Source organism: Pseudomonas sp. KH_040 (assembly GCF_057839305.1).
Window position 1 is genome coordinate 2,078,741 of the sequence record NZ_CM174487.1, and the last position, 12,038, is coordinate 2,090,778.

Here is a 12,038-nt window from a genome sequence, read left to right on the forward strand (position 1 = left end):
CGATGATGAATGCACCGCTGAAGGCGTTCGGCCCGATCAAGGCCGTGATTTTCGATATGGACGGTTTGCTGCTGGACACCGAGGGCATTTACACCGAAGTCACCTCGCTGATTGCCCAGCGTTACGGGCGCACTTTCGACTGGAGCATCAAGCAGAACATCATTGGTCGCGGGGCCAACGATCTGGCCAATTACGTGGTGCAGGCACTGGATCTGCCGATCACCGCCGAAGAGTTTCTGGTGATCCGTGAGCCACTAATGCGCGAGCGTTTCCCCACCGCGCAAGCGATGCCGGGTGCCGAGGAACTGATTCGCCATCTCAAGGCGCACAACATCCCGATTGCCGTGGGTACCAGTTCCTCGCGTCAGTCGTTCGGCCAGAAAACCACGCTGCACCGCGACTGGTTCGCGCTGTTCGATTTCATTGTCACGGCAGACGATCCGGAAGTCGGCGCGGCCAAACCGGCGCCGGATATCTTTCTGACCGCTGCCCGACGCTTGGGCGTGGCACCTGAGGATTGCCTGGTGTTCGAGGATTCACCGTTCGGTGTGACCGCCGCGAAAGCCGCCGGCATGACCGCGATCGCCATCCCCGATGCCGCCATGGCCGATGAAAAATACGCACACGCTGACGGGATTCTTCGTAGCCTGAAAGCGTTCACGCCAAGTGCCTGTGGCTTGCCGGCGCTGGAATGGGCGTAAACATCTGACAAAAAAACGCCGCCCCTGTGTAAACAGAGGGGCGGCGTTTTTCGTTCAGTCGACTCAGATAAATCAGGCGCCGAAACCACCGTCGATGGTCAGGCTGGCACCGGTGATGTAACCGGCTTCCGGGCCTGCCAGATAGGCAACGAAACTGGCGATTTCTTCGGCTTTGCCGTAACGACCGACCGCCATCAGCGGGATCAGGCTTTCAGCGAAATCACCGTGCGCCGGGTTCATGTCGGTATCGACCGGGCCGGGTTGCACGTTGTTGACGGTGATGCCACGAGGGCCGAGGTCGCGGGCCAGACCTTTGGTCAAACCGACCAGCGCCGATTTGCTCATCGCATACACACCGCCGCCGGCGAAGGGCATGCGGTCGGCGTTGGTGCTGCCGATGTTGATGATGCGTGCGCCTTCGCCCATGTGTTTGGCGGCTTCCTGGGAAGCGATGAAAACGCTGCGAATGTTGATTGCCACGGTCTGGTCGAAATCTTCGAGTTTGAAGTCTTCCAGCGGTGCAACAGCCAGCACGCCAGCGTTGTTGACCAGAATGTCGAGGCGGCCAAAGGCTTCGACCGTGGCGCTGACGGCGTGGCGGATGGCGGCGGCATCGGCGCTGTCGGCCTTGATCGCCAGGGCTTTGCCGCCGTTGCTGGTGATGCTGTTCTGCAACTCTTCGGCTTTCGCCGCGGAGCTGACGTAAGTGAAGGCTACTGCAGCGCCTTCAGCGGCCAGACGTTTGACGATGGCTGCGCCGATACCACGGGAACCGCCTTGAATCAGAGCGACTTTGCCGCCGAGGTGTTGAGTGGTCATGTTCGATCTCCAGAGTGTTCAAGGCGGGAGTGCCTTGGTGTTGGTGGCGAGTATCGGCGTAGTATCGACAACTGTGTAGACCATGATTGCTATAGTCTGTGTAAACCAGAAGTTTATAGTGGCGATCATGGAAACCTTCAGCAGCATTGAATGCTTCGTGCGCAGTGCCGAAGTCGGCAGCTTTGCCGAGGCCGCACGACGCTTGAGTCTGACCCCGGCAGCCGTCGGCAAGAGCGTGGCCAAACTCGAGGTTCGGCTCGGCGTGCGGCTGTTCCAGCGTAGTACACGCAGCCTGACACTGACCGAGGCCGGACAACTGTTTCTGGATCAAGTCAGCGGTAGCCTGACCACCATTCAAAATGCCGTGGCCAATCTCTCCAGCGTCGAAGGGCTGCCGGCGGGAACGCTGAAAGTCAGCATGGGCGCCGCGTTTGGCTGTCTGCATATCGTGCCGATGCTGGGTGAGTTTCTGCAGCGCTACCCCGCGATCAATCCGGACTGGCATTTCGATAATCGACAGGTCGATCTGATCGCCCAGGGCTTTGATGCGGCCATCGGTGGCGGTTTCGAACTGCCGCAAGGCGTGATCGCGCGCAAGCTGAGCCCGGCGCACCGGATATTGGTCGCGTCTACCGACTATTTACAGGCCCATCCGCCGATCATCGAGCCGGATGACCTTAATCATCACGACGGCATTCTGATCCGCTCGCCGCAGACCGGACGCGTGCGTTCCTGGCAATTGACCGGACGCAATCCACAGAACTGTCAGCCGTTGATGCTCAAGGCGCGGATGACCATGAGTGATTCCGAGGCCGCTTGCAGGACAGCAGCACAAGGCTTGGGCATCGCGCTGGTGAGCATGCCGTTTGCGGTCGGGTATCTGGAGGCGGGGACGTTGCAGCGAGTGCTGCCGGAATGGTTTGTCGATGATGGCAACATTTCGATTTACTACGCCGAGCATAAGTTGTTGCCGGGCAAGACTCGGGCGTTTGTCGATTATGTGATTGAGCAGTTTGCGGAGCAGGGGTTGGCGCGGCGGTTCAGTGCTATCTGAGCAAGGTATCAGACCGAGGTGTGGCCTTCGCGAGCAGGCTCGCTCCCACATTTGGAGTGCATTTCCCCTGTGGGAGCGAGCCTGCTCGCGAATGGGTTGACTCGGTTTTCGCTGATGACCTCAGCGGGCAAACCGCCCCGGCCAGCCAATGATGTTCTTCGGCCGTGGCGTTGCATAAGTCCGCACTTTCGACGTCGACAAGCGCAAGCGCACCAGCGATTCCGCAATCGTCACCGCTGCTGTCACCCCGTCCACCACCGGCACGCCAGTGCGTCGACGAATCTGTTCATCCAGCCCGGCCATGCCACCGCAACCCAGGCAGATCACCTCGGCTTTGTCCTGCGTCACCGCCAGTTCAGCCTGATGCACGATCGCTTCCAGCGCACGCTGCGGTTCGTGCTCCAGCTCCAGAACGGCCAGACCACTGGCCCGAACAGAAGCACACCGATTCCACAGACCGGACAATTTCAGCCGATCCTCAATTAACGGCACGGTGCGATCCAGCGTGGTCACCACCGAATAGGCATGGCCGAGAAACATCGCCGTACTCGCCGCCGCATCAGTGATATCCACCACCGGCACATTGAGCAATTCCTGCAGGCCTTCGCGGCCGTGCTCGCCGTAACCGGCCTGAATCACCGCATCGAACGGCTGATCGTAAGACATCACCCGATCCATTACCGCGATGGCCGCCAGATAGCTTTCGAAGTTGCCTTCAATCGAGTCGGCACCGAAGTACGGCGTCAAACCGACGATTTCGGTACCGGGTGACGCAACAGCCTGCGCCGAGCGGGCGATGGCTTCGGTGATGGATTCGGTGGTGTTGACGTTGACCACGAGAATACGCATGGGGAAATCCTTATAGCGGGCAGTTCTGCGGCCCGAAGTCCGGGCCGCGAGGGAGTTAATGGCAGACGTTGTCGACAGCGATCGATTCGCCGCTGATGTCGGCGTAGTGCGGTTGGCGTTTGGCGATGATCAGATAGAGCATTCCGGCGATCCCGGCGCCGATCAGCCAGGAGAACGGCGAGACACTGTGGAAACCCGGGACCAGCGCCAGGACGATGGCAATCAACGCCGCAGGAATAAACGCCGCCACCGCGCGGAAATTGACGCCTCGGCTGTAGTAATAGGCGCCGTTGGGATCTTCGCTGTAGAGCTGCGGCACGTTGATCCGGCCTTTGCGGATCAACCAGTAGTCGACCATGATCACGCCGTACAACGGGCCGAGCAGGGCGCCGAGGCCAGACAGGAAGTACACGATCACCAACGGGCTGTTGTAGAGATTCCACGGCAGGATCAACACGGCGATGGTGGCGCTGATCAGCCCGGCGCGGCGGAAGGTCAGGTACTTCGGCGCCAGGTTGCTGAGCACGAAGGCCGGGGCGACGAAGTTGGCCATGATGTTCACCGCCACGGTGACGATCAGGAACGCCAGGCAACCGAGTACCAGAAAGAAGGTGTTGGGAATCGAGGCAATGATCTCGGTCGGGCTCTCGATGATCCGGCCATTGATCTGAAATTGCGCACCGCATAGCAGGACGGTAATCGCAGCGAACACCAGAATATTCACCGGCAAACCCCAGAAGTTTCCTACCTTGATGGTCTTGCGGCACGGCGAAGAGCGGGCGAAGTCGCAGAAATTCAGAATCAGCGTGCCGTAGATCGCCAGCCACAACGCGCCGCCAGCAAAAATGTTGCGCCACATCTCGCCACCGGTCAGCGGTTCGCGGATCGACCAGGCGATGGTCGCGTCCGCCTGGAAGTACATCCACGCGGCGAGGGCGGCCACGGTCAGCAGAATTACCGGCCCGGCAAACGCTTCATAACGGCGAACCATCTCCATGCCATAGGCCAGAATCGCCAGTTGCACGAACCAGATCGCCACGAAGCACACCCAACCCAGCGTCGACAGGCCAAGAATCGAGTCGTGGTCGTACTCGGCGAAGCCCGGATGCACGGCAGTCAGCAGTACGCGGAAAACCACTGACGCCAGATACGTCTGAATCCCGAACCAGGCAATGGCGATTACTGCCCGGATCAGTGCAGGAATTTGCGCGCCGTGGATGCCGAAACTGATCCGGCTGATCACCGGAAACGGCACGCCGGTTTTCTGCCCCATGTAACCGGACAGGTTCATGAAGAAGTACACCAGCGCCGCGCCGATCCCCAGCGACAGCAGAATCTGCCAGCCACCCAGACCCAGGGCGTAGAGGCCGATGGCGAACGAGTAGTTGGCGATGTTGTGCACGTCATTCGTCCACAGGGCGAAGATGCTGTATTTGCCCCAGCGCCGACCTTCGGCCTTGGTCGGCGCGAGATCATTGTTGTGCAGGCGCGGACTGAGTTGTAACGGCTCGCTCAGACCGTCATGAGGTAACGGTTGAGCGGGGACAGAGGCGGGCAGATTCAGCGCGATGTTGTTGGAGAGACTTGTACGCATTCCGGCAGGCTCCTGATGTTCAAGGCTGCGATGACTGTGCATAAGCCGTCAGGCTCGACAAATCTTCGTCGCAGCAGTGAAAGCATCACTGGTTACGGGGCATCTGCAGCCTGTACGGGATAGGGCGCTTCAGGCTTGCGGATCGAAAGTGGTTTTATGTTTTGCAGTTTTGTATACAAAACATGTATGCACCAAAGCCAGATTTGTGCCAGTTGCGGATCTATAGGCGGCCGTGTTCATTTCGAAAAGTTATCGATGAGTGCTAAGTCTTTGAAATTGGCTGGTTAAAAATTGACCGTTCGAACAGGTATTTATTTTTGGCGGGGGATTTTGATGGCGGGCGGAGGCGAGGTGCTTTTGGCAGGGATGTAACTTTTCAGGGCGCTGAAAGTAAAAAGTGCACACATAAATGGCACCGATGGTGACATTCGTGTGTACACATTTCTGGAGTCGCTACAAATCCATGTAGGAGTGAGCCTGCTCGCGATAGCGGTGTATCAGCCAAAAAATTCATCGACTGGTACACCGCTATCGCGAGCAGGCTCACTCCTACAGGGGGAAATCAGCGCGGCAGGGAGTTACGCCTTGCTGATGATATTCCCGGCATGCAACCCGCATTCTTTCTGCGTCGCCTCTTCCCACCACCAGCGGCCTTCGCGCTCGTGCTGGTTCGGCAGGACAGGGCGGGTGCACGGTTCGCAGCCGATGCTGATAAAGCCGCGCTCATGCAGGCTGTTGTACGGCAGCTCGAGCATGCGGATGTAACCCCAGATCTCGTCGCTGGTCATCTGCGCCAGCGGGTTGAACTTGTACAGGGTGCGCTCCGGGGTGGAGAACGCGGTATCGATTTCCATCACCGCCACGGCGCTACGAGTGCCCGGGCTCTGGTCGCGGCGCTGGCCGGTGGCCCAGGCTTTGACGCTGGACAGTTTGCGCCGCAGCGGTTCGATCTTGCGGATGCCGCAGCATTCGCCGTGGCCGTCCTTGTAGAAACTGAACAGGCCTTTTTCCTTCACGAACGGCTCCAGTTTCGTGTAGTCCGGCGACACCAGCTCGATATCGATCTTGTAGTGCTCGCGCACCTGATCGATGAAGCGGTAGGTCTCCGGGTGCAGACGGCCGGTGTCGAGGCTGAACACCTTGACGTTCTTGTTGAGCTTCCAGGCCATGTCCACCAGCACCACATCTTCGGCGCCGCTGAAAGATATCCACAAGTCATCGCCGAACTCGGCATACGCGAGTTTGAGAATGTCTTGCGCGGATTTGTTGGCATAGGTCGTGGCGAGTTCCACGACGTCGAACGTTGCACTCATCAGGGCGGCTTCCTACAGGTCGGTGGCGCTGGGCGCTCTATATGGGGCTGATGGTAACAAAAAGCTGCACGGCTCGGGGGCCTGCCGTGCGTTGCGCGTCTGCCTGTGAGTCGCTAGAGTTCGCCCTCGCTCGACTCAAATAATCAATACAAAACGGGAGTGTCTTGTGGAAATTGCTTGCCTGGATCTTGAAGGGGTGTTGGTGCCGGAAATCTGGATCGCCTTCGCCGAAAAAACCGGAATCGAATCCCTCAAGGCCACCACCCGGGACATTCCCGATTACGACGTGCTGATGAAGCAGCGTCTGCGCATTCTCGATGAGCACGGTTTGAAGCTGTCGGACATTCAGGAAGTGATCGCCACACTGAAGCCGCTGGACGGCGCGGTGGAGTTCGTCAACTGGCTGCGCGAGCGCTTTCAGGTGGTGATTCTGTCGGATACGTTTTACGAGTTTTCACAGCCGCTGATGCGCCAGTTGGGCTTCCCGACCTTGCTTTGCCATCGTCTGATCACTGACGAAACCGGGCGGGTGACCAGCTATCAGTTGCGTCAGAAAGATCCCAAGCGCCAGTCGGTGCTGGCGTTCAAAAGCCTGTATTACCGGGTGATTGCGGCGGGGGATTCGTATAACGACACGACGATGCTGGGCGAGGCGGATGCGGGGATTCTGTTCCACGCGCCGGAGAATGTGATTCGCGAGTTCCCGCAGTTCCCCGCGGTGCACACCTTTGCCGAGTTGAAGCAGGAATTCCTTAAGGCCTCAAACCGCGACCTCAGCCTGTAAACCCAACCACCTGACGATCATTCCCACGCTCTGCGTGGGAATGCCTCAACGGACGTACCGCGTTCGGCTTTGGATGGGACGCGGAGCGTCCCGGGCTGCATTCCCACGCGGAGCGTGGGAACGATCATTACTCAGAGGTTTTGCAGGGTTTCGAGGAGGATTCTGACTTTGGTGATCGACTCCTGATACTCAGCCTGCCAATCCGAGTCAGCGACAATCCCGCCACCGCCCCAGCAACACACCTGCCCATCCTTGACCAACAGACTGCGAATCGCGATGGAGCTGTCCATCTCGCCGCGCACGTCCAGGTACAGCAACGAGCCGCAATACAACCCGCGCCGGGTCGGCTCCAGTTCATCGATGATCTGCATCGCACGAATCTTCGGCGCGCCGGTGATCGAGCCGCCGGGGAAACTGCCGGCAATCAAATCCAGTGCGTCGCGATCATCGGCCAGTTCACCGGTGACGCTACTGACCAGGTGATGCACGTTCGGATAGCTTTCCAGGCTGAACAACTCCGGCACCCGCACCGAACCGATGCGGCAAGTGCGGCCGAGGTCGTTGCGCAGCAGGTCGACGATCATCAGGTTTTCCGCACGATCCTTGGGGCTGGCCAGCAGTTCGGCGGCGTTCGCGGTATCTTCGGCTGGCGTCAGGCCACGCGGGCGAGTGCCTTTGATTGGCCGGGTTTCCACCTGACGCTGGCTGACTTTGACGAAGCGCTCCGGCGACAGGCTCAACACGGCGCCGCCATCGGGCAGGCTCTGGAAACCGGAGAACGGCGTTGGGCAGGCCTTGCGCAATGCGCAGTAAGCCAGCCATGGGTCGCCCTGGCACGAAGCGCGGAAGCGTTGGGCGAAGTTGACCTGATAGCAGTCGCCGGCCTGAATGTAATGCTGAATGCGTTCGAAGGCCTGGCGGTAGTTGTCAGCCGAGAGATCGGCGGTCATTGGCTGGTTCAGTTTGAACGGCGCCATCAACTCGACAAGCGGCTGACTGAACAGCGCGATCAGCCGCTGTTTCTCGCTATCGATCACGGATGGATGAAACACCAGTTGGCTGCTGGCCGTCTGGTGATCGCTGATCAGTGCCCAGGCGTACAGGCCAAAACGTGCATCCGGTAATTGCAGATCATCGCGGGCCTGGCTCGGCAGGTTTTCCAGATGGCGGCCGAAGTCGTAGCTCAGATAGCCGATCAAACCGCCGGCGAAGGGCAGGTCGAAACCCGTTGGCAAATCAGCTTCGCCGAGGCGATTCAGATTGTCGCGCAGACGCTGCAGGAAGTGATCGCCGCTTTCGTCCGGCATTACCGCCAGTTGTTCCAGCGGCCAGGCGCTGAGCAGGTCATAACGGCCACGGTCGGCACTCGGTCGGCCGCTGTCGAGCAGCACGGCGCCAGGCGCGTTGCGGATGGCCGCGAAATAGTCGGCGGGATTGGCGCGGTAGGGCAGCGGGTGTACGGAGCAGGTCAACATGGGCGGGGCAGATCGGCCGTTGAGGCGGGGTGGGGATTGTAGTCCTCTCTCGGCTGTCAGATCAAAATCAAAAGCCTACCCCCTCACCCCAGCCCTCTCCCCCAAAGGGGGCGAGGGGGAAAGGGAGCAGATCGGGGGCTTTTCCAAACTTGGGTTCGGCTCGATATCTTGGGGGATGGAGCCGATCTGCATGCTTTTCAAGGCCAGGGTTCGGCTCGATATCTTGGGGGAAGGGAGCAGATCTTCATGCCTTTCAAGCCTGAGTTCGACTCAAGACGTTCAGGTCGGCGTACCTCCAACATCCACCTCGGTCAGTCCCCTCTCCCTTTGGGAGAGGGTTAGGGTGAGGGGCTCTTCAGCTTTTAGCCCTCGACAGCAGGAATATGCCCAAACATTTCCTGGGTAAACGCCACCCGCTCTTCAACCGATTCCGTCACCCCACGCGCCTTCAGCTCTTCCAGACGCGCTTCCACCGCGTGCGTGCGCAACGTCAGCCCACAGTCATTGGCGATCTGGATATTCAGCCCCGGCCGCGCATTGAGCTCCAGAATCAGCGGACCTTTCTCCTGATCGAGCACCATGTCCACGCCGATATAGCCCAACCCGCACAGCTCATAACAGCCCGCGGCGAGTTTCATGAAACCGTCCCAGTAGGGCAGTTGCACGCCGTCCACCGCGTTGGTGGTGTCGGGGTGTTTGGTGATGATGTTGTTCAGCCAGGTGCCGCGCAGGGTCAAACCGGTCGCCAGATCGACACCCACGCCAATCGCGCCCTGGTGCAGGTTGGCCTTGCCGCCCGACTGCCGGGTCGGCAGGCGCAGCATCGCCATCACCGGATAACCCATCAGCACGATGATGCGGATGTCCGGCACACCTTCGTAGCTGATGCTTTTGAAGATCTGATCCGGGGTCACGCGGTATTCGATCAGCGCCCGGTCACGATGGCCGCCCAGCGAATACAGGCCAGTGAGGATGCTCGAGATGTGATGCTCAAGCTCTTCGTGGGCGAGGATTTTGCCCGATACCGTGCGATAGCGACCTTCGAAACGGTCGGCGATGACAATGATGCCGTCACCGCCAGCGCCTTGGGCCGGTTTGATCACGAAGTCGCTGCGCCCGCCGATGATCTCGCCGAGCTTGTCGATTTCCTTTTCGGTGGAAATCACGCCATACAGCTCTGGCACGTGAATGCCGGCCGCGATGGCGCGCTCCTTGGTGATGATCTTGTCATCGACGATCGGGTACAGGCTGCGCTTGTTGTACTTGAGCACGTAGTCGGCGTTACGCCGATTGATGCCCATGATGCCCCGCGCCTCGAGGGCCTTCCAGGTCTTCCAGAAACCGAACATCAGGCGTCAGCCTTCTTCAGGAAAGCCTTGAAACGCACCAGCTCAGTCAGGCGGTAGCCGCGATAACGACCCATCGCCAGCATGAAACCGACCAGAATCAGCAGGATCGCCGGGAAGGTGAACACGAAATAGACCAGCTCAGGCACGGTCATGATCAGGTGCGCCAGCGAGGCGGCAAACAGCGTACCAATCGCGACTTTCATCGCATGGCTGGCACCGCGCTCTTCCCAAGTGATCGACAGGCGTTCGATGGTCATGGTCAGAATCACCATCGGGAACAGCGCAACAGACAAGCCGCGCTCCAGACCGAGCTTATGACTGAACAGACTGATCGCCGCGATCAACACCACGACAAAGGTCAGCACCACCGAGAGTCGCGGCAGCATTTGCAGCTTCAGGTGTTCCAGGTACGAACGTAGCGACAGACCCAACGCCGTGATCACGGTAAACAGCAGAATGCCGAAGCCCAGCTGCGTTTCACGAAAGGCGAGGGCGATCAGCACCGGGGTAAACGTGCCGAGGGTCTGCAGGCCGATCAGGTTGCGCAGGATCAGGATCACCAGCACGCCGATCGGGATCATCACCATGATCATGAACGTCTGTTGGGTCTGCAGCGGCAGGCCGTACAGCGAGTATTCGAGGAAGTTGGCGTCGGTGTTTTCGTCGGTCAGCTTGGCCAGACGAATCGCGTTCATCTCGCTGTTATTCAGGCTGAAGGTCACGTTGGCCTTCTTGCCGCCATCGACGGTGATCAGGTTCTCATCGCCGGTCCACCACAGCAGACGGTCGGTCGGCAGGCCTTGTTCGCCGGTTTCCGGATTGAAGTACAGCCAGTCGTTGCCGTTGAAGCTGCGCAGCCACAGTTCAGGCGTTTGCGGCTGGTCGGCGACGAGGCGGATGGTGTGGACTTTTTCCACCGGCACGTGGGCGATGGACAGCAGCAGTTCAACGATTTTGGCTTTGTGCGGCGTCGACGGATCGCCGGCCAGCAGCAGTTTCACGTTGTCGTCGTTAACGTTGTTGACGCGTTTGATCGCCTCGCCAATAAACGTTTCGACGTCGGCGGAATGCTGGCGGATCGGCGCGAGCAGTGCTTCGGCGGCGATTTTCTCCGGGCCTTCGATGACCATGCTGTCGCGGAAGGTCGGGCCTTTGATCTTGGATTTTTCCGCGGTGTAACGCTTGGTCAGCACCAGACGGTAATAAAGCGTCTGATTCCCTTTGGCCCGGCGCGCCGACCAGGTGACCTTGCGGTTGCCGTCGACGCGGTTCACGGCGACGCCGTAGTTGTTGGAGATAAAGCTCTCGTTGAGGCTGACGTAATCGCGGCTCAACGGCGGCACGAACATCTGGATCTTCACCGGATCCTTGGTGCTGGCGACGAATTCGACCTTGGCGTCGATGTTCCACAAGTCGTCGGTCGCATCTTCGGTCACCGGGATGCCGAGCACGAAAATCTGATAGGCCGTAACCGAAACGCCCAGGAGCACCAGAATGGTGATCAGGATTTTCAGGTGGAAGGTTAGAGAACGCATGGAAATTACTCGGCGGTATGAGCGGCGATGGTGCAGGCGGGTTTGCCGGCAGCGTATTTAAGACTGGGGTCGACCAGCGCGTCGAAGCGTTTCAGCGCCTCGGAGCCAATCAAAAGCGGGTATTGGAACGCACTTCGGTCGGTCAGGTTCACTTCGATGCTGCGCAGCGCTGATCCCATGCAGATATCCAGCTCGATCACCGGACGGGCGGTGTACTTCTTGCCTTCTTCCGGGTCGTAGTCGCCGGCGCGGCGCTTGATCTTGCTGACCCGCGCCAGCGGCCGTTCGATCGGGTGCGAATGCGCGGCGTCGATGGCCAGGTAGAAGCGCACCCAGGACTCACCGTTGCGTTTAAAGCGTTTGATGTCGCGGGCACTCAGCGAGGCGGTTTTCGCCCCGGTGTCGAGTTTGGCCGCGACTTCCAGATTGATGCCGTCAAGCGAAGCGTATTCGTTGAGGCCGTACACGGTTTTTTCCCCCGCGGCGGCGAGGCCGGGCAGGCAAAACAGGGCAAAGAATGTAGGAAAAGGCTTGAGTCTCATAAATCCTGGTGCGCAGCGTTCCG

The 12,038-nt window shown here is 59.5% G+C and carries 11 protein-coding genes; 3 read left to right on the plus strand and 8 right to left on the minus strand.

Annotated features, from left to right (window positions below; genetic code table 11):
• The first annotated feature begins 5 nt into the window (after positions 1-5).
• Complete coding sequence (locus tag AC3IUF_RS09380; RefSeq protein WP_007916451.1) at positions 6-701, plus strand: HAD-IA family hydrolase; 696 nt, start codon at positions 6-8, stop codon at positions 699-701.
• A gap of 72 nt (positions 702-773) precedes the next feature.
• Here the strand turns inward: AC3IUF_RS09380 and AC3IUF_RS09385 are convergent, their stop codons facing one another.
• Entirely contained in the window at positions 774-1,520 is a 747-nt protein-coding gene (locus tag AC3IUF_RS09385) for a 3-oxoacyl-ACP reductase family protein (protein WP_007916450.1), read from the minus strand.
• Between the two features lie 127 nt (positions 1,521-1,647).
• Between AC3IUF_RS09385 and AC3IUF_RS09390 the strand changes: the two genes are divergently transcribed.
• Positions 1,648-2,574, plus strand: a complete 927-nt coding sequence (locus tag AC3IUF_RS09390) for a LysR family transcriptional regulator (protein ID WP_042704851.1) — start codon at positions 1,648-1,650, stop codon at positions 2,572-2,574.
• A 120-nt stretch (positions 2,575-2,694) separates the two neighbouring features.
• Here AC3IUF_RS09390 and AC3IUF_RS09395 read toward each other — a convergent pair whose 3' ends face one another.
• The 3 genes from AC3IUF_RS09395 to AC3IUF_RS09405 all read right to left on the minus strand — a co-directional run bounded on the left by AC3IUF_RS09395 (position 2,695) and on the right by AC3IUF_RS09405 (position 6,330).
• The gene (locus AC3IUF_RS09395) at positions 2,695-3,423 is read right to left on the minus strand and encodes an aspartate/glutamate racemase family protein (protein WP_489280910.1); all 729 of its coding nucleotides are present in this window, start codon (positions 3,421-3,423) and stop codon (positions 2,695-2,697) included.
• A gap of 55 nt (positions 3,424-3,478) precedes the next feature.
• Positions 3,479-5,017 (minus strand): NCS1 family nucleobase:cation symporter-1, encoded by a 1,539-nt coding sequence (locus tag AC3IUF_RS09400; RefSeq protein WP_123374751.1) that lies wholly within the window; start codon positions 5,015-5,017, stop codon positions 3,479-3,481.
• 578 nt (positions 5,018-5,595) lie between these two features.
• Complete coding sequence (locus AC3IUF_RS09405; RefSeq protein ID WP_489280911.1) at positions 5,596-6,330, minus strand: phosphoadenylyl-sulfate reductase; 735 nt, start codon at positions 6,328-6,330, stop codon at positions 5,596-5,598.
• A 166-nt stretch (positions 6,331-6,496) separates the two neighbouring features.
• Between AC3IUF_RS09405 and thrH the strand changes: the two genes are divergently transcribed.
• Positions 6,497-7,114, plus strand: coding sequence for a bifunctional phosphoserine phosphatase/homoserine phosphotransferase ThrH (gene thrH, locus AC3IUF_RS09410; protein WP_007916444.1), 618 nt, complete (start codon positions 6,497-6,499; stop codon positions 7,112-7,114).
• 131 nt (positions 7,115-7,245) lie between these two features.
• On the opposite strand, the gene pabB is transcribed toward thrH, so the two are convergent.
• From pabB to rloA, 4 genes are all read right to left on the minus strand, one after another.
• Positions 7,246-8,589, minus strand: coding sequence for an aminodeoxychorismate synthase component I (gene pabB, locus AC3IUF_RS09415; protein ID WP_007916442.1), 1,344 nt, complete (start codon positions 8,587-8,589; stop codon positions 7,246-7,248).
• 362 nt (positions 8,590-8,951) lie between these two features.
• Positions 8,952-9,938, minus strand: coding sequence for an alpha-L-glutamate ligase-like protein (locus AC3IUF_RS09420; protein ID WP_095189425.1), 987 nt, complete (start codon positions 9,936-9,938; stop codon positions 8,952-8,954).
• Positions 9,938-11,473, minus strand: a complete 1,536-nt coding sequence (gene rloB, locus AC3IUF_RS09425) for an osmotic stress tolerance membrane protein RloB (RefSeq protein ID WP_007916437.1) — start codon at positions 11,471-11,473, stop codon at positions 9,938-9,940. The genes AC3IUF_RS09420 and rloB overlap by 1 nt, the downstream gene beginning before the upstream one ends.
• 5 nt (positions 11,474-11,478) lie before the next feature.
• Positions 11,479-12,015 carry a retropepsin-like aspartic peptidase RloA gene (gene rloA, locus AC3IUF_RS09430; RefSeq protein ID WP_007916436.1) on the minus strand — a complete coding sequence of 179 codons (537 nt, stop codon included), beginning with the start codon at positions 12,013-12,015 and terminating at the stop codon, positions 11,479-11,481.
• Between the last annotated feature and the right edge of the window lie 23 nt (positions 12,016-12,038).